The organism is Streptomyces atratus, assembly GCF_900119365.1.
GTDB lineage: Bacteria > Actinomycetota > Actinomycetes > Streptomycetales > Streptomycetaceae > Streptomyces > Streptomyces atratus_B.
Map to the genome: position 1 here is coordinate 38,017 of NZ_FPJO01000023.1, position 21,637 is coordinate 59,653.

Below are 21,637 nucleotides of genomic sequence, written 5' to 3' on the forward strand. Positions count from 1 at the left end.
GAGCGGCTCCCGGACCTCCATCGTCGCCAGGACGCGGTGACCGGCCCTGACCCGGACCGTGTTCCTCGCGGGGACCGCCGTCGTCCCGCCCCCTGGGCAACCGGGGGTGCGGCGGTCCCCGCGACACATCCATGTCCTGGGGACCTGCGGGCCCCCGGGCGCCTCAGTATCCCGGGGGCCGCTCCGCAGCCCACGGCCGTCAGGCCTCCCAGTCGGAGTCCGCACGTCCGGGACGGCGGGAGAACCACGGCCGGTTACGGGCGGCGTGCACGGCATTGACCGCGACGATCCCGAGCCAGGCGACGACCAGGCCCCCGGTGTGGGCGGTCGAGGCGCCGATCGCCGACAGCGGGACGGCCAGAACCAGCGAGAAAGTGAGAGTTGACAGGGGCTTCGACCTGCCCGCCATCAATGGGACAGACGTCAACGCAACGCGGTTTCGGTCTGAAGATGACAGTGAGGGCCGGATGGGGAGACTGCGACCTCCCCGCACCGTGGGAGCGGGTAAGCCACCGCACGCACGGCAGTGCCGGTTCCCAAGCACTGGCTGTGCTTGGGAACCGGCACTGTACGAGGTGAGTCAGCCTTCGGCGTGCTCTTCGGACACGATCTGCTGACGCAGTTCCACAAGCGCCCGCAGTGCCTGGCTGTACATTTGGATGCTCTTCTCGTTGTGGGCGTCGACGGCGGTCTTGACCTCCTTGAACGTCTTGGCGATGGTCGCGTCCAGGGTGTTCTTGTCGATGCCGTTCATGTTCTTATCTCCGTTTTGTGGGGGATGGTCAGTCTAGGCTGACTGACCAAGAGGTGATGCTCTGCCACGGTGTGCAGGCCTTGGCGTGCTCGGTGCCTCTGCACACGGTGATGAGGGAGCCGGTGGTGGGTGAGCAGGGCACCGGCTGCTGCTGTCGCAACCACGCAGACGCGTCTGCGCGTTAGATCAACTCCTTCTCTTGCGGGGACAGATCGGGTGGAGTGCGCAGTCCGTGGTGCTTACGGAGTGCGGACTGCGCGGCGAAGTATCCGCACATGCCATGCACGGACGGCCCCGGCGGGGTGGCCGACGAGCACAGGAACACGCCAGGCAGGGGTGTCTTGTACGGGTCCCGGCGCACGGTCGGGCGTGCCAGTGACTGACGCAGGGTCATGGCGCCGGAAGCGATGTCACCGCCCACGTAGTTCGGGTTGTACGTCTCGTACTGCATGGCCGAGAGCCCGCGGGAGGCGATGACGGTGTCGCTGAACCCGGGCGCGTACTCCTCGATGCGCCGGCGGATCAGGTCGACGGGGTCGCGGGTGTCGCCGTTGGGGACGTGGGCGTACGCCCATACGGGCCGCTTGCCACCAGAGGTGCGGGACGGGTCGGTGACGGCCGGGTCGACGACCAGCACGAAGGGGTCGGCGACGCGTTCTCCTGCGGCGGTGGCGGTTTCCTGTCGGACGATGTCGGCGTGGGTGCCGCCGAGGTGCACCGTGCCGGCCTGGCGTACGAGCGGGTTGCTCCAGGGGATGGGCTCGCTGACGAGGAAGTCAGCCTTTGCCGCTCCCGGTCCATATCGGTATCGGCACAAGGCGCGCGCGTACCGGGCGGGGAGCCGTTGCCCGGCGATGGAGAGGAATTCCTTGGGGCTGATGTCCAGCATGACCAGTGGGATATCGCCGAGTTCGGCCAGGTCACGAACGTGATGGCCGGTATGGAAGACACCGCCGTGTGCGGTGATGTCGGCCGCCATGGCCTCCGCGATGCGTGCGCTGCCGCCTTCCGAGAGGGGCCAGCCGGTGCTGTGGGCGGCATGGCCGAGGAGCATCGCGACCGCTGCCGAGGCCAGCGAGGGAAGCTTCCCGACGGCGTGCGCGGCCACTCCGGTCAGCAGAGCCCGTGCCGGTTCGCTGGTGAATGCCGTACGGGTGGTGCCGTGGGCCAGTGCACGGGACGCGAGCAGCAGTGCCGCACGCAAGTCCTGCGGCAGGGACCGTTGATGGGACAGGAGCAGATCGACGACGGAACCGGAGCGAGCGGCCAGGGGGGCCATGACGCGGGTCCGGCGCGGGCCGTCGGCGCCGAGGTGCTCGGCGGTGCGGGTGATGCTGCGCCATGCCGCTGCCGCGCTGCCGTCGGGCAGGGGGTGCGCGTAGGGCATGTCGGGTTGCAACAGCCGTACGCCGCGGGCTTCCAGGCCGAACTGGCGGAAGAACGAGGAGGCGGCTGCCATCGGGTGGACTGCCGAGCAGATGTCGTGCGGTACGTCGAGGTCGAACAGCGGCGCGGTGCGCAGACCGCCGCCGATGGTGTTGGCCTTCTCGAACAGGGAGACCTTGAGTCCGGCTCTGGCGAGGGTCACTGCGGCGGCGAGGCCGTTGGGCCCGGTGCCGACGATCGCGGCATCGGTCATGAAGAGGCTCCCGCGGGAGTGAGCTGCTGGCTGGCCAGCCGTCGGTAGGTGTCGTCATGGTCCATCAACTCGGCATGGGTGCCACGAGCGCGCAACTGCCCGCCCTCGATGACGAGGATGCGGTCGGCGCCGATGGTGGTGGAGATGCGGTGCGCGATGGTGAGGACCTGACAGCGGGCACCGATGGTGCTGAGGGCGTCTCGCAAGGCAGTCTCGGAATCGGAGTCGAGGTTCGAGGTGGCCTCGTCGAGCAGCAATACATCAGGCCGGGTCAACAGGGCGCGGGCGATAGCCAGGCGCTGGCGCTGCCCACCGGACAAGCCGGTGCCGCCTTCCCCGAGTTCGGTGTCCAGCCCCTTGGGCAGGGCCGCGATCACCTCGGTGAGGTGAGCCGCTTCCACCGCCTGAGCGACGTCCTCCGCGGTGGCATCGGGCTGGGCGTACACGAGGTTCTCCCGCACGGTGCCGCGCATGAGCGGAGCTTCCTGTTCGACCAGGCCGATACGGGCTCTCAGCTCGGAAAGCGGCATGGCTGCCGTGTTGCTGCCCGAGATGCGGATCGAGCCCTGGTCGGGTGTGTGGAAGCGCTCGATGAGCTGGAACAGAGTGGTCTTGCCGGCACCGGACGGGCCGACGATCGCGGTCACTCCGGTGGCGGGAAGCGTGAACGACACCGCGTTCACAGCCGGGATGCCGACATCTGCGTAGGAGAAGGTCACGTTCTCGAACTCGACTGCGGGAGCAGTCCGGTCGACGGCCGCCGGGCGGATCCGTCGGTGCTCTCCTGCTCGATGCCGGCCAGGTCCTGGACCCGGTCGATGGCGGCGCGGGGGAATAGGCCGCGTCGAACGATCCCCGAAGAGCCAGGGGCTGACGGAAGTCGGCCTCCACCAGGGACACGTTGGTGGGGACGCCCTTGGTACGGAACCCGTCCAGCATCGGCCTGGAGTTGTCCACGCCGACCACTTCAGCGGCGATGGCGGCCACTGGGATGGCGACACGGCCGGTGCCCACACCGATTTCCAGTACGCGTGCACCGGTTACGTACGGACGCAGTCGGTCGACGGCCTCCTCGGCCGGCATGGCGGGCGCGATGAGCGAGTCGTAGACGGATGCCACCGCAGTGCCGTACTGCACGTCCTGGTTCACGGGTTCACCTCTTCGTAGTCGAAGACCAGGTCGTACTTGGGGTCCTCGCTGTGGTCGTAGCCGGAGTAGCGCACCAGCAGCACCTGAAACAGCGGGTAGCCCGGCTCCGGTGTGAGGCGCGTGCGGACGAAGTCGGCCTCGGCGGACTCAGCCGGTCGCGACCTTGTAGGCGACGTAGGCCGCGCCGGTCACCGCGCCGGCACCCACGACGGCGCCGGCCGCCTTGGCGATCACGGGAGTAGCGATCAGGGCCGGGGTGGCCATGACCGGCGCCGCCCCACCGGTGGGCGTGCCGGCCTCCAGAACGCCGTTCAGGGACGGGTTGGCGTGGACCTTCTGCGTAAGCATGAGTTGTTCCTCTCCATATGGAAGGCCACGGAGAATCCCGCCGCACGTGCAATAGAAACGGCAGACGGGAAAGTCCCCTTTGGTCGTTCTGAATTGGTGGTGCAGTGCCTGTGGCGAGAAACCCCCACAGGGGTTTCATTACGCGCGTCATCCAGGACGTGGGCAGGGTGCAGCGAAAAAAGGGTCGCTGAATCCAAGAAATGAAGCCAGAGTGCAGCAAAGTCACGCACTGCCGCTTTGATGGTCGATCCCTGTTTACTCCCCGTACTCGCCCTGGTCGGGGCGCGTGACGGGAACGCTAACTCGAACCCATGGGCAGGTCAAGACTTTCTTTTATGCAAAGTGGAACCGCCCGGGAACGTTAACGATCATGGCATATGTCCACTTTCGTGAAGCCTCGGGGGAGTCTCAAATTGCGAATACTCAAGGGAACCTCAAATTGGCGTGCGTTTAGTAGAAAGCAAATAAAAGTCTCCGGACTCCTTGGTTCCGGTTCCCTGCGAGTTGTTGGTCGTGTCAGGATCGATTGCAGCCCCCCACCTTGAGGAAGGTTCGATGCCGCAAGTAGAGAGAAGTCATATCCAGGTGAGCGACGTCTGGCGGCGCTATGGACGGGGGAGAGGAACGTTCGATGCCGTCCGTGGTGTGAGTTTCACCGTTCGTCCGGGTCAGCTGTTCGCGCTCCTCGGAACCAACGGCGCCGGCAAGACCTCGACCGTCGAACTGCTCGAAGGGCTGGCAGCCCCGAGCCGAGGCAGTATCCGACTGTTCGACGGCCTGGATCCGATCGCCGACCGTGCGCAGATCCGTTCACGAACCGGCGCCATGCTTCAGGAAGGCGGCTTCATCCCGCACCTGACAGTGCGGGAGACCGCCGGCATGTGGGCCAAACTCACGTCCGGTCCTCGTCCCGTCCCGGAAGCTCTGGACCTCGTGGGCCTGGCCCACCGCGCCGACGTGATGGTCCAGAACTTGTCCGGGGGCGAGCGGCGACGGCTTGACCTGGCCGTGTCGACCTTGTCCTGCCCCGAGCTGCTGTTCCTCGACGAACCCACCGCCGGTATGGACGCAGAAGGGCGCCACGCCACATGGCAGTTGATACGGGAGCTGCAGGAACAAGGGGCGACGATCCTGCTCACGACGCACTATCTGGAAGAGGCCGAGTCGCTGGCCGATCACTTGGCGATCATGCACTGCGGGCGGATCGCCGCCTCCGGCTCCGTATCGGAGATCGTCGCGGACCACCCGTCGATGCTGTCATTCGGCCTGCCTGCGCCGTGGACCATCCACGACCTGCCCGTGAGCGGGGCGGTGAAGCAGCATCACAGCCGGGTGACGGTGACGACAGGGCAGTTGCAGAAGGACGCAGCCCGGCTGCTGGCCTGGGCCGAGGACCATGACATCGCGCTGGATCGGTTCACCGCACGGCCGGCTTCTCTGGAAGAGGCGTTCATCCGTGTGGCCGGCGACGCAGGCGCCCAGCGGCAGGAGGACGACGAGTGAACAGCCTGGCCATGCAGCACATGAAGACCTTGTTCGGCATCGAGTGGAAGCTGTTCAACCGGATCAAGTCCAACTACATCTTCGTAGTGCTCCTTCCGGTGATGCTGCTGATGGCGATGCAGTTCGTGCAGGAGCAGATGAAACTCGACGAGCACGGGCTCGATGCGGGGCCGCTGATGGTGTCGACCGCTTGCGGGATCCTGCTGATCTTCTCCCTGTACTCGTCGGTCACGGGCCTGTACGTCGCACGTCGGGAGGAGCTCGTCCTCAAGCGGCTGCGTACGGGAGAAGTCTCGGACCCGGTGATCCTGGCCGGCGGGGCGTCCATGTACATCGCGGTGTGTGTGGTGCAGATCGTTGCCGTGTCCGCGCTGCTCTCGCTGATGTTCGGCGCCGTCCCCCAGCAGCCGCTCGCGGCACTCGGGGGACTTGTCACCGGGATCCTTCTGATGACGGCCATGGCAGCGGCGACCGCGGCGCTGTGCCGCACCGTCGAGTCCGTCCTGGTCGCCACACTGCCCGCGGTGTTCGTCCTGCCGATGATCTCCGGTATCTACATCCCTCGTGAAGTCCTGCCACAAGCACTCGGCGATGCTCTGATGTTCGCGCCACTGTCGCCTACTGTGGATCTGATGCGCTCGGGTTGGACCGGCGAGCTGGCGCTGGGTGCAGGGCTGGCCCGAGGCATCCTGGCCATTGCGTGGACAGCACTGTTCGCGTGGATCGCCATGCGGAGGTTCCGCTGGGAGCCGCGGACCTGACCTGCAAACAGCACCCCGCGCGCCAGGTCCGGGAACTTCGCTGCACGCCGACCACCCGAGGCCGGACATCCGCAGAGACCCCCCACAGGCGCAGCCCCATCAGATCCGCGACCTCGGCAGGCGGGCACTGGTTCAGCTGTGCCATCCGGTCGACCCGCGAAGTGAAAGCCTCACCCGCCCGCGGAGCCGTAACCAGCGCCAATCGCCGTGGAGCCATCCCCGCCCCCTATTGCCGGTCGGTCTTAGCTGCCGCTCTCAGCAGCCCCGCCGTGGCCTCCGTACCGGGTTCCGGCTGCATATGGACATGCAGACGCCTTGCTGGCTGAATGGATTTGTCGGCGCCGGATCATGGTGCGCCGGATCTACCGAGGGGACAGCATGAGCGGGAGCAGCCCGGCCGCGCGGTTGCAGCAGCTCTTCGAGGGGCGCCGGCTCACACCCACCCAGCGCCGCATCGCGCACTCGATGGTGCGCAGGGCGGGGGACGTCCCGTTCCTGTCGAGCGTGGAGCTGGCCGAGCTCGCCGGGGTCAGCCAGCCGTCCGTCACCCGCTTCGCCGTGGCGCTCGGCTTCGACGGCTATCCGGCGCTCCGCAAGCACCTGCGGGAGGTCGCCCCGGCCGAGCCGGAACCGGTGGGCGGGGACGACGCGTACAACGAGTACCAGCAGGCGGTGCTCGGCGAGATCGAGAACCTGCGGCACCTGGCCGAGCTGCTCGCCGACCCGGGGCCCGTCGAGCGGGCGGGCAGGCTGCTGGCGGCCTCGCGGCCGCTGCCGGTGCTCGGGCTGCGGGCCGCCTCCTCGCAGGCGCGCGGCTTCGGGTACTTCGCGGCCAAGGTCCACCCCGATGTCCGGGTGCTCGACGAGGGCGGCAGCATGCTGCGCGACCGGATCGACGCCGCGCGGCGGGCGGGCGCCTCCGCGCTGATCTGTTTCGCGCTGCCCCGGCACCCGAAGGAGGTCGTGGACGCCCTCGCGTACGCGCAGGAGCAGGGGCTGGCCGTGGTGTCGGTGGCGGACTCCGCGTTCGCGCCCGTCGCCAAGCACAGCGATCTGCTGATCCCGGCCGCCGTCGGCACCGGTCTCGCCTTCGACACGGCGTGCGCGCCCATGCTGCTGGGCCGGGTGCTGCTGGAGGCGATGTGCGACGGCCTGCCCGACGCGCAGGCGCGGCTGGAGGAGTTCGACGCGACGGCGGCGGCGCGGGGACTGTTCGTGGAGTGACGGGCCCGGGCCGGCCGCCCCGATCGGAGCGACGGACCAAGGGGCCTGCCACCCCGATGGGCCGGTGGACAATGACACGGTGCTGGAACTGCTGCCGGGAATCGGTGTTCTGCTGCCGGGCGGGGCCGGGGTGCTGCGATTCGGGACGGGCGCCGACGCGGCCCGTGACCTGCTGACGGCGGCGGCACCCGGAGTCCACCTGGGCCGCCGGCCGGTTCCACTGCGCCGAGGGCGGCGACGGACTGGTGGGGATCATGCGCTGAGGGGAGGGGCGTGCGACGGGGCGGCTGCCGCGAGTTCGCCGATTCTCAGGCATCGCTCATCTACGGCCATTAACCTCCGGGCCGGAAAGGCTCACGAGGAGCTGCGGAGAGGGGTACGGACGTGGGGCGCGGAGCGCAGTCGTTGGCGAGAGTGGCCGTGATCGTACGGGCCGGAGCCGCACCGCTCTGGTGGCCGGGGCTGCTGGCCGCGGCGATCGGCGCGCTGGTGCCGGGGCTCACCGGACGCCGGATCGGTCTGCTGTCCGGGGCCGCACTGTTCCTGATCACCGCGGCCGTGGTGGCGCTCGTCCGGAGCCGCAGGTACGCGGAGCTGGCCGGGGGCGCCACGCGTGCCGGGCGCTCCGACTTCCTCCAGGACCGCGCCGTGACCGTACGCAATTGGCGGCGGGGGCACCGGTGGTGGCTGCTCGGGGCGTTCCTCGTGGCGGTGGCGAGCGCGTTCCTGCTGCCCGGGGCCGGCGGGATGGTGCTCGCCGGGGCGGGCGCCGGGCTCTGGATCAAGGCCGTCCGGATCGGGCAGCGCGAGCACCGGGACGACGCCCTGTACTGGGTGCGGACCGATTGGGCGGAGCGCGGCCGGCCCGCGGGCAAGCAGGTCGAGGGCTACCGGTCGACCGGTCCGATGGCGGGTGACGCCGCGCCCGGCGGGGCGCGGCGCAGGCGCTGAATCCGCCCGTCGGCCTCCGGCCGTCAGGGGCGGGGCGGCAGTGGGCCGGACTGCGGGGGCCGCTGCCGGGAGGAGGGGACCGAGGGTGCCGGACAGGTGGCGCGGTGCGGTGCGGGGTCGAGCAGCTCGCCGATGCGGGCGGCCGCCCGGCGGCCCTCGGCATGGAGGGCGTCGACATCGAGCCGGTCGTCGGCGAGCAGGGTGAGGACGGCCGAGGGGCCTGCGGCGTACGAGGCGACGCGGCCGGACTCGCCCTGTACGAGAAGTCCGTCGAAGTCGCCCCGGCCGGTCGCCTCCGTCATCCGGACCGCGACGCCGAGGGCCGACGCGGTCAGCGCGGCGACCTCCTCGGGCTCCACGTCCGGGGTGTCATGGGCCAGGACGATTCCGTCGGTACCGGCGACCAGGGCGCCGGACAGGAGCGGGACCCCGGTCCGTAATCGCTGGAGTTCGGCCAGGACGTCCTGCGCCCGGGTGCCGGGCTCCATCGGCTGGTTCGTCCCGGCGCGCAGTCTGAGTGCTCGGATCACAGGGGCCTCCCATGTGTGTGCGAGCCGGCGGGCTGAGCGGTCGAGGGTGCGTGGACGCCCCTCCCGGCCCGGCTCGGCGTGCGGTGTCCGTGTGACCATGAGGCTACGCAACGTGTTTGCCCCTGGAGAGAGTTCGGGCATCTTCCAGCGGCACATGCTGGAGCGTACGGAGGTGCGCGGAGGGCGCGCGACAGGAGCACCCGGGCGACGTTGTGCGCGGGTGGGCGCGAGTCGTTGCCCCCATGCGACGGCGCGGAGCTGTTGACTACGAGTATTCAGACCATCAGGATGTGAATAGAAGGCTTACAGTCGCGAGGAGGCACCGCCATGTCAGGACCCCGCCCCGTACGGGCACCGCGCGGTACGGAACTGAGCGCCCTGGGATGGCAGCAGGAGGCCGCCCTGCGCATGCTGCAGAACAACCTCGATCCCGAGGTCGCCGAGCACCCCGACAAGCTCGTCGTCTACGGCGGCACCGGCAAGGCCGCCCGTGACTGGCGCTCCTTCGACGCGATGGTGCGCACGCTGCGGACGCTCAAGCAGGACGAGACGATGCTCGTCCAGTCCGGCCGCCCGGTCGGCGTCATGCAGACGCACGAGTGGGCGCCGCGCGTCCTGATCGCCAACTCCAACTTGGTCGGCGACTGGGCGAACTGGGAGGAGTTCCGCCGCCTGGAGGCGCTCGGGCTCACCATGTACGGCCAGATGACCGCCGGATCGTGGATCTACATCGGTACGCAGGGCATCCTGCAGGGCACCTACGAGACCTTCGCGGCCGTCGCGGCGAAGAAGTTCGGCGGCACGCTGGCCGGCACGATCACGCTGACCGCCGGACTCGGCGGCATGGGTGGCGCCCAGCCGCTCGCCGTGACCATGAACGACGGCGTCGCGATCTGTATCGACTGCGACCCGCGCGCCATCGAGCGCCGGATCGAGCACCGCTACCTGGATGTGCGCGCCGACTCCCTGGAGCACGCGCTCCAGCTGGCCACCGAGGCGCGGGACGCCCGCAGGCCGCTCTCCATCGGCCTGCTCGGCAACGCGGCGGAGCTGCTGCCCCGGATGCTCGCCGAGGGCGCCCCGATCGACATCGTCACCGACCAGACCAGCGCCCACGACCCGCTGTCGTACCTCCCGCTCGGCGTCGACTTCGACGACATGGCCTCGTACGCCGCCGAGAAGCCCGCCGACTTCACACAGCGCGCCCGGGAGTCGATGGCCACGCACGTCGAGGCGATGGTCGGCTTCATGGACGCCGGGGCCGAGGTCTTCGACTACGGCAACTCCATCCGCGGCGAGGCCCGGCTCGCGGGCTACGACCGGGCCTTCGACTTCCCGGGCTTCGTACCCGCCTACATCCGGCCGCTCTTCTGCGAGGGCAAGGGCCCGTTCCGCTGGGCCGCGCTCTCCGGCGAGGCGTCCGACATCCACAAGACCGACAAGGCGATGCTCGAACTCTTCCCCGAGAACGAGTCGCTGCACCGGTGGATCAAGATGGCCGGCGAACGCGTCCACTTCCAGGGACTGCCCGCCCGGATCTGCTGGCTCGGCTACGGCGAGCGCGACCGGGCCGGTGAGCGGTTCAACGACATGGTGGCGAGCGGTGAGCTGGCCGCGCCGCTGGCCATCGGGCGCGACCACCTGGACTGCGGCTCCGTGGCCTCCCCGTACCGGGAGACCGAGGCCATGCTCGACGGGTCCGACGCGATCGCCGACTGGCCGCTGCTGAACGCCATGGTCAACGTGGCCTCCGGGGCCTCCTGGGTCTCCATCCACCACGGCGGCGGCGTCGGCATGGGGCGCTCCATCCACGCCGGGCAGGTGACCGTCGCCGACGGTACGAAGCTGGCGGGCGAGAAGATCCGCCGGGTGCTCACCAACGACCCGGGCATGGGCGTCATCCGGCACGTCGACGCCGGGTACGACATCGCGGAGTCGGTCGCCGCGGACAAGGGCGTGCGCGTGCCGATGACCGAGGACGGACAGTGAGCCTTCCGGCCGGGGACGGGATCAGGACCGGGGCCGTGGCCGGGGGCACGGCCGCGGCTGCCGGCGGCTCGTCCTCGTTCCGGGCCATGTGGCGGGAGCTCCTGCCGGTCGGACGGCACCAGGACAGCGGGGGCTACCGCCGCTACGCCTGGACCGGGGCCGACGCCGACTGCCGCACCTGGTTCCGGGCGCAGGCCGAGGCGCGCGGGCTCACCTACGAGGTCGACCGGAACGGCAACCAGTGGGCCTGGCTCGGCGACCCCCTCGCCGGGGACGCCGTCGTCGCCGGATCGCATCTCGACTCCGTACCGGACGGCGGCGCCTTCGACGGGCCGCTCGGTGTGGTCTCCTCCTTCGCCGCGCTCGACGAACTCCGCCGCAGGGGAGCGCAGTTCACCCGGCCGCTGGCCATCAGCAACTTCGGCGACGAGGAGGGGGCCCGCTTCGGGCTCGCCTGTGTGGGCTCCCGGCTCGCCGCCGGACAGCTGACCGTGGAGGCCGCCCACCGGCTCCGCGACGGCGACGGCATCACGCTGCCGCAGGCCATGGAGGCGGCCGGATACGACCCCGACACCATCGGCCCGGACCCCGAACGGCTCGCCCGCATCGGCGCGTTCGTCGAGCTCCACGTCGAACAGGGGCGGGCCCTCGACCTCACCGGCGACCCGGTCGGCATCGCCTCCGCGATCTGGCCGCACGGACGCTGGCGGTTCGACTTCCGGGGCGAGGCCAACCACGCGGGCACCACCCGCCTCGCCGACCGCCGCGACCCGATGCTCACGTACGCCGAGACCGTGCTCGCCGCCCGCCGCGAGGCGGAGCTCGCCGGAGCCCTCGCCACCTTCGGCAAGATCTCCGTCGAGCCGAACGGGGTCAACGCCATCCCCTCCCTCGTCCGTGGCTGGCTCGACTCCCGCGCCGCCGACCAGGAGGCTCTCGACGCCGTGGTCACCGGCATCGAACGGGCCGCCAGGGAGCACGCCGAGCGCGCCGGGATCGACCTCGATGTCGTACGGGAGTCCTTCACGCCCGTCGTCGAGTTCGAGCACGCCCTGCGCGACGAGCTCGGCAAGATCCTCGCGAGTCGGGACGACGCCGGTCGTGCCGTACCCGTCCTCGGTACCGGCGCCGGACACGACGCGGGTATTTTGTCCGCTTCGGTCCCCACCGCCATGCTGTTCGTACGGAACCCCACCGGGATCTCGCACTCGCCGGCCGAGCACGCGGGCGAGGACGACTGCGTGGCCGGGGTGATCGCACTCGCCGACGTACTGGAAGGTCTCGCGTGCAGCTGACAACGAACGGCCCCAGGCCCGCCACCGTGACGTACTGGCTGTCCCACGCCTGGCTCGGCACCCATGTCGAGCCGGGTGTCGCCCTGGACGTCTCCGGCGGGCTGATCGCGGGCGTCCGCACCGGCGTCGCCACCCCGCCGCCGGGCGCCACCGTGCTGCGCGGGCTCACCGTTCCCGGGCTCGCCAACACCCATTCGCACGCCTTCCACCGCGCCCTGCGCTCCACCGTCCAGGTCGGCTCCGGCACCTTCTGGACCTGGCGCGAGATCATGTACCAGGTCGCCGCCCGGCTCACCCCCGACTCGTACTACGACCTCGCCCGTGCCGTGTACGCCGAGATGGCGCTGGCCGGCATCACCGCGGTCGGCGAATTCCACTATCTGCACCACGCACCGGGCGGCACCCCGTACGACAACCCGAACGCGATGGGCGAGGCCCTGATCGCGGCGGCGCGCGAGGCCGGCATCCGGATCACGCTGCTGGACACCGCCTACCTCTCCGCCGGATTCGGCAAGCGCCCCACCCAGTACCAGCAGCCCGACCGGCACCAGCTGCGCTTCTCCGACACCACCGCGGACGCCTGGGCCGAACGCGCCTCCCTCCTCAAGGGCGGCGACCACGCACTGATCGGCGCGGCCGTCCACTCCGTGCGCGCCGTGCCCGCCGCACAGCTCGCCACCGTGGCCGCCTGGGCCGAGGAGCGGCAGGCCCCGCTCCATGTCCACCTCTCCGAGCAGACCGCGGAGAACGACGCCTGCCTCGCCGCCCACGGCTGCACCCCCACCCGGCTCCTCGCCGACCACGGGGTCCTCGGCCCGCGCACCACCGGCATCCACAACACCCACCTCACCGCCGAGGACATCGCGCTCCTCGGCTCCTCGGCGACCGGCACCTGCATGTGCCCCACCACCGAACGCGACCTCGCCGACGGGATCGGCCCCGCCGTCGCCCTCCAGCGCGCCGGCTCGCCGCTCTCCCTCGGCAGCGACAGCCACGCAGTGATCGACCTCTTCGAGGAGGCCCGCGCGATGGAGCTCGACGAGCGCCTGCGCACCCGGGCGCGCGGTCACTGGACGGCGGCCGCCCTGCTGCGCGCCGCGACCGTCGACGGCCACGCGGCGCTCGGCCGGCCGGAGGCGGGCATCATCGAACCCGGTGCGCCCGCCGATCTGGCGACCGTCGCCCTGGACTCCGTCAGAACAGCGGGACCGGTGCCCAGACTCGCTGCCGAAGCGGTCGTATTCGCCGCCTCCGCGGCCGATGTACGGCACACGGTCGTGGCAGGACGGCACATCGTCCGCGACGGTCGGCACGCACTCGTCGAGGACGTACCCGCAGCACTCGCCTCGGCCATCGCCGCCCTGCACGGCTGAGACCGGATTCCCGCAAGGAGAGCAGCACCCCGATGACGACGACCGCCATCACCAACATCGCCAGTCTGGTCACCAACGACCCCTCCCTGTGCGCGGATTCCCCCCTGGGCCCCATCCAGGACGCGGCCGTCGTCATCGAGGGCGACCGGGTCGTCTGGACCGGTGAATCAAGCAAAGCACCCGCCACTGACAACGCCGTCGACGCGGGCGGCCGGGCGATGATCCCCGGCTTCGTCGACTCCCACTCCCACCTGGTGTTCGCGGGCGACCGCACCGAGGAGTTCAACGCCCGGATGTCCGGCCGCGCCTACAGCGCGGGCGGCATCCGGACCACCGTCGCCGCCACCCGCGCCGCCACCGACGAAGAACTCGCCGCCAACGTCGCCCGCTACCTCGCCGAGGCCCTGCGCCAGGGCACCACCACCTTCGAGACCAAGTCCGGCTACGGCCTCACCGTCGAGGACGAGGCCCGCGCCCTGCGCATCGCCGCCCGGCACACCGAGGAGGTCACCTATCTCGGCGCCCACATCGTCTCCCCGGACTACGCCGACGACCCGGCCGGCTACGTGGACCTGGTCACCGGGGCGATGCTCGACGCCTGTGCCCCGTACGCCCGTTGGATCGACGTCTTCTGCGAGAAGGGCGCCTTCGACGGCGACCAGGCCCGCGCGATCCTGACCGCGGGCATCGCGAAGGGCCTGCACCCCCGCGTCCACGCCAACCAGCTCGGCCACGGCCCCGGCGTCCAGCTCGCCGTCGAACTCGACGCCGCGTCCGCCGACCACTGCACCCACCTCACCGACGCCGACGTAGACGCCCTGGCCCAGGGCAGCACCGTCGCCACCCTGCTCCCCGGCGCCGAGTTCTCCACCCGCGCCACCTGGCCCGACGCCCGCCGCATCCTCGACGCGGGCGTCACCGTCGCGCTCTCGACCGACTGCAACCCGGGCTCGTCGTTCACGTCCTCCATGCCCTTCTGCATCGCCCTCGCAGTACGGGACATGGGCATGACGCCGGACGAGGCCCTCTGGTCCGCCACCGCGGGCGGCGCCGCGGCCCTGCGCCGTACGGACATCGGCCGCATCGCCCCCGGCGCCCGCGCCGACCTGGTGCTCCTCGACGCGCCCAGCCATGTCCACCTCGCCTACCGGCCGGGTGTGCCGCTGGTCCACGCGGTCTGGCAGCGCGGCGAACGCGTCGTCTGAGCAACCACTGTGCCCGCCCGGCGCCGCTCCGGGCCCGTGACACGGCGTCAAACATGCGGAAGGACCCGCCCCGTTGCCGGGGCGGGTCCTTCCGTGCCGTTCCGGCGCCGGCCCGTTCACTCCTCCAGCGTCAGGCCCTTGCGCAGCTTGATCAGCGTCCGGGAGAGCAGCCGCGACACATGCATCTGGGAGATGCCCAGCTCCTCACCGATCTCCGACTGCGTCATGTTGGCGACGAACCGGAGCGAGAGGATCTTTCGGTCGCGGCATGGCAGCGAGGCGATCAGCGGCTTCAGGGACTCCACGTACTCGATGCCTTCGAGTCCGTGGTCCTCGTAGCCGATGCGGTCCGCCAGCGCTCCTTCGCTCTCGTCCTCCTCGGGCTTGGCGTCCAGTGAGCTCGCGGTGTACGCGTTGCTCGCGGCCATGCCCTCCACGACCTCGTCGTGGGTGATGCCGAGGCGGTCGGCGAGCTCGCCCACGGTGGGCGACCGGTCCAGTCGCTGGGCGAGCTCGTCGCCCGCCTTGGCCAGGTCGAGCCGCAGCTCCTGCAGCCGGCGCGGGACGCGCACGGACCAGCTGGTGTCGCGGAAGAAGCGCTTTATCTCGCCGACGATGGTCGGCATCGCGAACGTGGGGAACTCCACGCCCCGACTGAGCTCGAAACGGTCGATCGCCTTGATCAGGCCGATGGTGCCGACCTGGACGATGTCCTCCATCGGCTCGCTGCGGGAGCGGAACCGGGAGGCGGCGAACCTGACCAGCGCCAGGTTCAGTTCGACGAGCGTATTGCGGACGTACGCGTACTCGTGGGTGCCCTCTTCGAGGGATTCGAGCCGTGCGAAGAGCGTCTTCGACAACGCCCTGGCGTCCAGCGGTCCCACCTCGTCGAAGGGCGGGATCTCGGGAAGTCCTTCGAGACCGTCACTCGTGCCGTGGTCGTCGGCGCCGATGCGGTCGTAGCCACCGATGTGGCCGGTGCCACTGGTGTTGGTGGTGCTGATGCTGCTGGTGGTACCGGTGCTGCTGCGGACGCCGTCTTCGGCGGTCGCGGCAGGGGAGTCTGAGTGGGTCAGTCCCTGAGGACATGCTGACGTCGCGTTGTGGGGACGCGGTCCGTCGAGCCGGGGCGACATGGTCTCCTCCATCGTTCTCGGCATATGGCTGCCGATGCCCATACGTGTTCCTGCGGTGAAGCGGCGCCTCCGAAGCCGGTCGTGTTTTGGGTGTCCCCCTACCCTTACCCGCTCCGGACGGGCAGTTACAAGCGCCAATTGACGCTATATGTCCGGTTTGTTGAGGTCTTCGGGTATCGCGTGGCGCACAGACCGCGTACTGTTTCAAGAACGTCAGAGACAGCACATACGCATCTGCGCACGCTGAGGCGCAGGCAGTGACGAACGGCGAAGAGGGACGGGCATGGACCGCGGGACGGTCGGCAGTGCGAACCGGGGTCGGCTTCAGGTCGAGGTCCGGACCGAAGGGTGCAGCGAGGTCGTGACGCCGGTGGGTGAGCTGGACCACCACACGGCGGATCTCTTGCGGGAGCCTCTGGAGCACGCGGTCGAGCAGGGGCGGGTGCGCCTGGTGGTCGACTGCTCGGGCCTCGAATTCTGTGATTCCACCGGGCTCAATGTGCTGCTCGGTGCCCGCCTGAAGGCGGAGGCGGCCGGGGGAGGGGTCCATTTGGCCGGCATGCTGCCGGTGGTGGCGAGGGTCTTCGAGATCACCGGGGCCGAGGCGGTCTTCACCGTCCACGACTCCCTCGAAGCGGCCCTGGACACGTGACCGCGGCGCGTGTCGCGGCCCCGGGCGCCCCATGTGTTGCCCGTGTCACGTGATCCGCGCGGACGAAGTGGGTGTTGTCACGATTCGGCCGGGCAGAAGACATCCGGCGGGGCCACGGGCGACCCGCACACTCTGTATCTGTAACTGCAACTGTCGAATTGTTTCGACGGCGACATGGTGAATCGGTGAGGTGAAGCGCTGATGAGCACCACCCGGCAGCATCCGCCGGGCGACCTCGGCCGGGAGCCGCAGGGCGCCGGCGTGGACGCGGGCACCGGCGCGGCCTCCCCCGAGCCGGCCGAGCGGCAGTGGCGCACCCTGTCGCTGCGGGGTGTCGCCGGCATCGTGCCGACCGCCCGCGACTTCGCCCGCCAGGCGCTTCACGAATGGGGCTGGCTCCCCGCGACGAGCGCCGACGGCCGGGCCGCCGCCGAGGACGTCCTGCTGGTCGTCTCCGAGCTGGTCACCAACGCCTGCCTGCATGCCGAGGGCCCGGAGGAGATGCGCATCGCCTGCACGGCGAAGGTGCTGCGGGTGGAGGTCGTCGACTCGGGCGCGGGACAGCCCGCGCCGCGCACCCCGCACCGGGCCGGGCGGCCCGGCGGGCACGGCATGTTCATCGTGCAGCGGCTCTGCCTGGACTGGGGCGTCCTGCGGGTGCCCGGCCGGTCCGGGAAGACCGTCTGGGCGGAGCTGGCCGCACCCGCGTAGGCGCAGGGCCCGACCCGGGGGCGTATCGCCCCGCCGTTCGCACCACCGAAGAGCGCGCCGGATCGGCGCGCTCTTTGTCTTCCCTCCACAAGGCGCCGGGCGTACCTTGAGCGCCCGATCTGATGTGTCGTCAGTAACTTGCGTCGGTCAGCACCGGCGTGCGGCGACTTCCGGCATGAGGGGAACTCAGGTGTCCTACCAGAAGCGAACAGCTCTCGCGCTGGCGTCCGCGCTGGCGGGCACGGTGGTGCTGATGGCCGCGCCCGCCGCCCACGCCACCGTCGTGGACGTCGACTACAAGTGCAAGACCCCGATCGGCGACAAGAGCGCCGTGTCTCCCATCGACATCAAGAGCGTGAAGAGCGGCGGCGGTTACCGGCTCACGATGTCCTTCCAGAAAGGCGTTTCCTCCAGCCCCGTCGAACTCGGCAAGGGCGCGATGAGCCCCAGCGCGGTCATCGAGGTGGGCGGCGCCGACCAGGGGCAGCTCCAGGTCTCCGGCCCGCCGAACTCCGCCGCGATACCCGCCAACACCCCCATCAAGATCAGTGACCTGTCGGGTACGTACACCCCGAAGAAGAGCGGCAAGGTCGACTTCACCGCCGGGGTGCTCACCATCAAGGCGCTCGGTACGACCACGACGTGCACCCCCTCCAACAACCCGGGACCGTCGCTCCAGCTCGATGTGACGGCCGCGGGCAACCCGCAGACCACCCCGGACGACAGTGGCGGGCAACTGCCGAAGACCGGCCCGCTCGACTCGGCCGTGGCACTCGGCACGCTGGGCGGCACGGTACTGCTGACCGGTGCGGCCGGGGTGCTCTGGCTGACCAGGCGCGGGCAGGGGGCCGTGGGCCGATAGGCGTTGCCGGACCCAGCCGCCGCCGTCACGCACCAGGGAGCCGCCCATGCCGTCGCCGACCGGTCACGTCGCCCGACTCGCCCTTGCCGTACTGCTGTGCGCCCTCGTCATGACACCGGTGGCCGCCGCCGCGACGGGGCCCGCCTCGCACCCGGGCGCCGCTGCGTGGACGGCGCGGCCCGCGGGGAGCGGTTCCGGCACGGGCGGCAGACCGTACTTCTATCTGGAGGGCCCGCCCGGCACCGTTCTGCAGGACCGGCTCTCCGTCACCAACCCGGGCCGGTCCCCGGTCACCGTGCGACTGGGCGGCGCCGACGGCACCGGGGGCAGCGGCGCCACCGGGACCGGGCGCTGGCTGCGGACCGCCGCCACCGAGGTGACCGTCCCGGCCCGCACCCGGGCCGATGTGCCGTTCACCGTCACGGTGCCGGCCGGTGCGACGCCCGGCGACCACTCCGGTGCGATCGTCGTGCGCGGCGGCGACCGCTCGGTGGACGTACGGGTCCGGCTGCGGGTCGGCGGGCCGACGCTGGCCGCGCTCACCGTCGAGGACGTCACCGTGTCCGGGAGGGCCATCCACTACACGCTGGTCAACCGGGGCAACGCGGTCCTCGCGCCGCGGATCGACGTCCGGGCCGACGGGTTGTTCGGGACGCTGCTGCGGCGCGAGGCCCGCACCCTGCCGGTGCGGGTACGGCCCGGACAGCGGGTCAGACTCACCGAGCCGTGGCGGGACGTCCCCGCGCTCGACTCGGCGACCGTACGGCTGCGCGTCACGGCGGCGGGCGGCGCACATGGCGAGGCGACGGCCCGCGCGGTCTTCGTCCCGTGGGCGCCGCTGACCGCCGGCGCACTGCTGGTCCCGGTCGCCGCCGGAGCGGGCGCGTACGCACTCCGGCGCAGGCGGGCGCGAGACCGGCGGCCGGACGACGACGAACGGCCCGGACGGTCACCGGGCGACCGACAGCACTCCGGGAGCAGGCACTTGGCGAAGGCGGGAGCGGAATCGTGACTGGACAGGCCGGACCGGCAGCACCCCGCAGCGCCCACCACCGGTGGGCCGCCGCGCTGTTCGTCGCGCTGCTCGCAGCACTGCTGTCCGCCCCGCCGGCGCTCCCCGCGCCCCGGGCCGAAGCGGCGGTCGCGCGGGCCGCGGACGCGAAGCCCGGGGTCACCCTCTCCAAGCAACAGGCGGGCAAGGGCGGCGAGATCACCGTGAAGGGCAGCGGCTGGCGCCCGAAGGCACTGCTGATGGTGCTGATCTGCGGGCGCTCCACAACCGACCGCGGTGTGATCGGCGGTACGAACTCCTGCGCCAACGCCGAGGGCCGGGCCGTCACCACCGACGCCAAGGGCGCCTTCCGCAAGAAGTTGCCGGTCGCCGAACCGCCCGTGCCCTGCCCCTGTGTGGTGCACGTCGCCACCGTCACCGGCGAACAGGCCACCGCCGACGCCGTGTTCGTCGTCGCGGGCCACCCGATCGCCGCGCTGCCGAAGGAGACCGGGGGCGGCAGGCTCGCGGTGCTCGCCACCACCCGGCTGGAGGGCGACAGCGGGCTCCTCACCTGGTTCGGCGCCCCGCCCGCCCGGAAGCTGGTCTTCACCGTGGGCAACCTCGGCTCCGACCCCGTCAAGGACCCCGTCTTCGAGATCGGCACCTCGCACGGCGTCTTCGCCCCGCAGTGGGAGGAGCGGCAGTGGCGCGGCACCATCGCCTCCGGCCGCAAGGCGCAGATCGAGCTCCCGGTCGAACTGACGGCGGGCGCCCACGGCGACCACCAGGTCTCGCTCAAGTACGGCGGCAAGGTGCTGGCCGAACAGCCGTGGGGGGTCGGCCGCCCCTGGGGCGTCACGCTCTTCTGGATCCTGCTGTGCCTCGTCGTGCCGGCCGCCGTGTTCCGGATCGGCATGGCGGTCGTCGACAAGGTACGGCCCCGCTCCTCGCGCGCCCCGGGCCGCGCCGGACGCCGCCGCCCCCGGCGAGGGGCCGGTAAGTCCGCGAAGACCCCGAAGCCGCGCCGTACACCGGTGCCCGCCGAGGACCCCACGGCCGCGCCCACCGGCAGTTCGTCCACCACCACGGCCACGCTGCCGTGGTTCACACCCGATTCCGCACCGTCAGAGAACAGACCGACGACGAAGGGACATTCGTGAGTACGCAACGCAGGACGGTCGCGGCGGGAGTCGCGATGATGCTCGGCGGCGCGGGCTTGCTGCTGGCCGCGAGTCCGGCCCAGGCCGCCGACGTCTCCTACAGCACGGAGTGCATTCCGCCGCCCATCTCGGGGCTGCCGGCCATGCAGGGCACCACCAAGGTGCAGTTGACCGCGCCCGCCGAGGCGAAGGTCGGGGACACCGTCGAGGTGGTGTGGAAGACGGTCGAGGCCGCTTCCAAGAACCCCGATGTGCTCGATCTGGACAAGGACACGGTCAAGCCGACCGGCACCCTCAAGGTGAGCGGCGCCGCCACGGGCACCGTGCAGATGGAAGGGCCGCGGCAGAACCCGCCGATCCCCAAGAACAGCGCCATGGTGCTGCCCGACATGAAGGGCACGCTGAAGCTGGAGAAGGCCGGTGAGATCACGCTGACACCGGACGCGTACAACATCAACGTCTCCAAGCCGATCTCCACGGACACCAAGTGCACCCCGAAGGAGACCGTGCAGCCGGGCGTGACCATCAAGGTCACGGACGGCGGCGGATCCACCACGGGCGGTACGACGAGCGGCTCGACCACCGCGGGCGGTACGACCTCCGGCTCGACCACCGCCGGCGGTACGACCTCCGGCTCGACCTCGGGCTCCACCACCGCGGGCGGTACGACGGGCGGCGGTGACTCCGGCTCCACGACCTCGGGCTCCGGCGGCGGCAGCGGACAGACCGACTTCCCCGGCAAGGAGGTCGCGGTCCACTTCACCTGTACGTCCCCGGGACCGGCCGACATCTCCTCCAAGGTGACGATCAACGCCAAGAAGAGCGGTGGCAGCTACGCCCTGACGGTCAAGACGGCCAAGGGCGTGATGGACAGCCCGGCCGCGCTGCCGGCCGGCGCGCTGAAGCCGTCCATGGACATCACCCTGGGCGGCGCCGACAAGGGCTCGGTGAAGGTCACCGGCCCGGCCAACGCCGAACCGCTGGAGCAGGGCAAGCCGGTCGACCTGTCCGACATGACCGGCACCTACACGCCCGGCGCGTCCGGCAAGTCCACTCTCAGCCCCGGCACCCTGACGATCGACGTCACCCTGGGCGCCTCGAAGATCAACATCCCGTGCAAGGTCAAGGGCTCGGTGACCCCGTCGCTGGAGCTCGACACCACCGCCCAGCAGGGCGGCGCCTCCGGCTCCGCCACCACGGGTTCCACGGGCGCGGGCTCCGCGGCCGGCGGTACGGCCTCCGGCGGCGGACTGGCCGCCACCGGGGCCGAGGACACCGGCACCCTGCGCGCCCTCGGCCTGGTCGCGGGCACGGCGATCCTGCTCGGCGGCGCCGTGTTCACCTTCACCCCGTGGCGCAGGCTGCGCGGCACCAGGTGAGCCGGATCCCGTGACCCCGGCA

At 70.9% G+C, this 21,637-nt stretch carries 21 protein-coding genes and 1 pseudogene; 14 read left to right on the forward strand and 8 right to left on the reverse strand.

From position 1 onward, the window contains the following. Positions 1 to 199: 199 nt before the first annotated feature. The 6 genes and pseudogenes from BT364_RS29620 to BT364_RS29640 all read right to left on the reverse strand — a co-directional run bounded on the left by BT364_RS29620 (position 200) and on the right by BT364_RS29640 (position 3,890). Entirely contained in the window at positions 200 to 409 is a 210-nt protein-coding gene (locus BT364_RS29620; protein WP_072488313.1) for a hypothetical protein, read from the reverse strand. Positions 410 to 580: 171 nt separating this feature from the next. Beyond that, complete coding sequence (locus tag BT364_RS41830) at positions 581 to 754, reverse strand: hypothetical protein (RefSeq protein WP_177328283.1); 174 nt, start codon at positions 752 to 754, stop codon at positions 581 to 583. A 181-nt stretch (positions 755 to 935) separates the two neighbouring features. Next, the gene (locus BT364_RS29625) at positions 936 to 2,393 is read right to left on the reverse strand and encodes a phytoene desaturase family protein (RefSeq protein ID WP_072488314.1); all 1,458 of its coding nucleotides are present in this window, start codon (positions 2,391 to 2,393) and stop codon (positions 936 to 938) included. Next, the gene (locus tag BT364_RS44620) at positions 2,390 to 3,076 is read right to left on the reverse strand and encodes an ATP-binding cassette domain-containing protein (protein ID WP_256260270.1); all 687 of its coding nucleotides are present in this window, start codon (positions 3,074 to 3,076) and stop codon (positions 2,390 to 2,392) included. Before BT364_RS44620 ends, BT364_RS29625 begins: the two co-directional genes overlap by 4 nt. A 160-nt stretch (positions 3,077 to 3,236) precedes the next feature. After that, a pseudogene (locus BT364_RS43420) lies at positions 3,237 to 3,476 on the reverse strand (methyltransferase domain-containing protein); the annotation flags it as partial. 213 nt (positions 3,477 to 3,689) lie between these two features. Further along, entirely contained in the window at positions 3,690 to 3,890 is a 201-nt protein-coding gene (locus tag BT364_RS29640; protein ID WP_072488316.1) for a hypothetical protein, read from the reverse strand. Between the two features lie 585 nt (positions 3,891 to 4,475). Here BT364_RS29640 and BT364_RS29645 point away from each other — a divergent pair. The 4 genes from BT364_RS29645 (at position 4,476) to BT364_RS29660 (ending at position 8,329) form a co-directional block, all read left to right on the forward strand. Next, positions 4,476 to 5,393 carry an ABC transporter ATP-binding protein gene (locus tag BT364_RS29645; RefSeq protein WP_256260271.1) on the forward strand — a complete coding sequence of 306 codons (918 nt, stop codon included), beginning with the start codon at positions 4,476 to 4,478 and terminating at the stop codon, positions 5,391 to 5,393. Then, positions 5,390 to 6,154: an ABC transporter permease gene (locus tag BT364_RS29650; protein WP_072488318.1), complete on the forward strand. Its 765-nt coding sequence runs from the start codon at positions 5,390 to 5,392 to the stop codon at positions 6,152 to 6,154. The genes BT364_RS29645 and BT364_RS29650 overlap by 4 nt, the downstream gene beginning before the upstream one ends. Positions 6,155 to 6,532: 378 nt before the next feature. Continuing rightward, complete coding sequence (locus tag BT364_RS29655; protein WP_072488370.1) at positions 6,533 to 7,378, forward strand: MurR/RpiR family transcriptional regulator; 846 nt, start codon at positions 6,533 to 6,535, stop codon at positions 7,376 to 7,378. Between the two features lie 414 nt (positions 7,379 to 7,792). After that, the gene (locus BT364_RS29660; RefSeq protein WP_079179691.1) at positions 7,793 to 8,329 is read left to right on the forward strand and encodes a hypothetical protein; all 537 of its coding nucleotides are present in this window, start codon (positions 7,793 to 7,795) and stop codon (positions 8,327 to 8,329) included. Between the two features lie 23 nt (positions 8,330 to 8,352). Here the strand turns inward: BT364_RS29660 and BT364_RS29665 are convergent, their stop codons facing one another. Continuing rightward, positions 8,353 to 8,817: a roadblock/LC7 domain-containing protein gene (locus BT364_RS29665; RefSeq protein WP_072488320.1), complete on the reverse strand. Its 465-nt coding sequence runs from the start codon at positions 8,815 to 8,817 to the stop codon at positions 8,353 to 8,355. A gap of 369 nt (positions 8,818 to 9,186) precedes the next feature. Here BT364_RS29665 and hutU point away from each other — a divergent pair, with 369 nt between their 5' ends. From hutU to hutI, 4 genes are all read left to right on the forward strand, one after another. Then, positions 9,187 to 10,848 (forward strand): urocanate hydratase, encoded by a 1,662-nt coding sequence (hutU, locus tag BT364_RS29670; protein WP_072488321.1) that lies wholly within the window; start codon positions 9,187 to 9,189, stop codon positions 10,846 to 10,848. Positions 10,849 to 10,934: 86 nt separating this feature from the next. Beyond that, a complete protein-coding gene (locus BT364_RS29675; protein WP_072488371.1) occupies positions 10,935 to 12,143 on the forward strand; it encodes an allantoate amidohydrolase in 1,209 nt (402 codons plus the stop codon). Continuing rightward, positions 12,134 to 13,516 (forward strand): formimidoylglutamate deiminase, encoded by a 1,383-nt coding sequence (locus tag BT364_RS29680; RefSeq protein WP_072488322.1) that lies wholly within the window; start codon positions 12,134 to 12,136, stop codon positions 13,514 to 13,516. The genes BT364_RS29675 and BT364_RS29680 overlap by 10 nt, the downstream gene beginning before the upstream one ends. A gap of 32 nt (positions 13,517 to 13,548) precedes the next feature. After that, positions 13,549 to 14,721: an imidazolonepropionase gene (gene hutI / locus BT364_RS29685; RefSeq protein ID WP_072488323.1), complete on the forward strand. Its 1,173-nt coding sequence runs from the start codon at positions 13,549 to 13,551 to the stop codon at positions 14,719 to 14,721. A gap of 116 nt (positions 14,722 to 14,837) precedes the next feature. On the opposite strand, the gene BT364_RS29690 is transcribed toward hutI, so the two are convergent. After that, on the reverse strand, positions 14,838 to 15,857 hold the full coding sequence (locus tag BT364_RS29690) for an RNA polymerase sigma factor SigF (protein WP_072488372.1): 1,020 nt from the start codon (positions 15,855 to 15,857) through the stop codon (positions 14,838 to 14,840). Positions 15,858 to 16,140: 283 nt separating this feature from the next. On the opposite strand from BT364_RS29690, the gene BT364_RS29695 reads away from it, so the two are divergent. The 6 genes from BT364_RS29695 to BT364_RS29720 all read left to right on the forward strand — a co-directional run bounded on the left by BT364_RS29695 (position 16,141) and on the right by BT364_RS29720 (position 21,615). After that, positions 16,141 to 16,509 (forward strand): STAS domain-containing protein, encoded by a 369-nt coding sequence (locus BT364_RS29695; protein WP_072488324.1) that lies wholly within the window; start codon positions 16,141 to 16,143, stop codon positions 16,507 to 16,509. Between the two features lie 201 nt (positions 16,510 to 16,710). Beyond that, positions 16,711 to 17,220, forward strand: a complete 510-nt coding sequence (locus BT364_RS29700) for an ATP-binding protein (protein ID WP_072488325.1) — start codon at positions 16,711 to 16,713, stop codon at positions 17,218 to 17,220. A 190-nt stretch (positions 17,221 to 17,410) separates the two neighbouring features. Further along, positions 17,411 to 18,082 carry a peptidase gene (locus tag BT364_RS29705; RefSeq protein ID WP_072488326.1) on the forward strand — a complete coding sequence of 224 codons (672 nt, stop codon included), beginning with the start codon at positions 17,411 to 17,413 and terminating at the stop codon, positions 18,080 to 18,082. Positions 18,083 to 18,128: 46 nt separating this feature from the next. Continuing rightward, complete coding sequence (locus BT364_RS29710) at positions 18,129 to 19,094, forward strand: COG1470 family protein (RefSeq protein WP_072488327.1); 966 nt, start codon at positions 18,129 to 18,131, stop codon at positions 19,092 to 19,094. Then, positions 19,091 to 20,236 (forward strand): hypothetical protein, encoded by a 1,146-nt coding sequence (locus BT364_RS29715; RefSeq protein ID WP_072488328.1) that lies wholly within the window; start codon positions 19,091 to 19,093, stop codon positions 20,234 to 20,236. The genes BT364_RS29710 and BT364_RS29715 overlap by 4 nt, the downstream gene beginning before the upstream one ends. Positions 20,237 to 20,274: 38 nt before the next feature. Further along, positions 20,275 to 21,615 (forward strand): hypothetical protein, encoded by a 1,341-nt coding sequence (locus tag BT364_RS29720; protein WP_072488373.1) that lies wholly within the window; start codon positions 20,275 to 20,277, stop codon positions 21,613 to 21,615. The last annotated feature ends 22 nt before the right edge of the window (positions 21,616 to 21,637 follow it).

Excerpts from the sequence above, each read along its gene's own strand:
- BT364_RS29620 (WP_072488313.1), bottom strand. The coding sequence starts at position 409 with ATGGCGGGCAGGTCGAAGCCCCTGTCAACTCTCACTTTCTCGCTGGTT.
- BT364_RS41830 (WP_177328283.1), bottom strand. The coding sequence starts at position 754 with ATGAACGGCATCGACAAGAACACCCTGGACGCGACCATCGCCAAGACG.
- BT364_RS29625 (WP_072488314.1), bottom strand. The coding sequence starts at position 2,393 with ATGACCGATGCCGCGATCGTCGGCACCGGGCCCAACGGCCTCGCCGCC.
- BT364_RS29640 (WP_072488316.1), bottom strand. The coding sequence starts at position 3,890 with ATGCTTACGCAGAAGGTCCACGCCAACCCGTCCCTGAACGGCGTTCTG.
- BT364_RS29655 (WP_072488370.1), top strand. The coding sequence starts at position 6,533 with ATGAGCGGGAGCAGCCCGGCCGCGCGGTTGCAGCAGCTCTTCGAGGGG.
- BT364_RS29665 (WP_072488320.1), bottom strand. The coding sequence starts at position 8,817 with ATGGAGCCCGGCACCCGGGCGCAGGACGTCCTGGCCGAACTCCAGCGA.
- hutU (WP_072488321.1), top strand. The coding sequence starts at position 9,187 with ATGTCAGGACCCCGCCCCGTACGGGCACCGCGCGGTACGGAACTGAGC.
- BT364_RS29675 (WP_072488371.1), top strand. The coding sequence starts at position 10,935 with ATGTGGCGGGAGCTCCTGCCGGTCGGACGGCACCAGGACAGCGGGGGC.
- hutI (WP_072488323.1), top strand. The coding sequence starts at position 13,549 with ATGACGACGACCGCCATCACCAACATCGCCAGTCTGGTCACCAACGAC.
- BT364_RS29690 (WP_072488372.1), bottom strand. The coding sequence starts at position 15,857 with ATGTCGCCCCGGCTCGACGGACCGCGTCCCCACAACGCGACGTCAGCA.
- BT364_RS29695 (WP_072488324.1), top strand. The coding sequence starts at position 16,141 with ATGGACCGCGGGACGGTCGGCAGTGCGAACCGGGGTCGGCTTCAGGTC.
- BT364_RS29700 (WP_072488325.1), top strand. The coding sequence starts at position 16,711 with ATGAGCACCACCCGGCAGCATCCGCCGGGCGACCTCGGCCGGGAGCCG.
- BT364_RS29710 (WP_072488327.1), top strand. The coding sequence starts at position 18,129 with ATGCCGTCGCCGACCGGTCACGTCGCCCGACTCGCCCTTGCCGTACTG.
- BT364_RS29720 (WP_072488373.1), top strand. The coding sequence starts at position 20,275 with ATGCTCGGCGGCGCGGGCTTGCTGCTGGCCGCGAGTCCGGCCCAGGCC.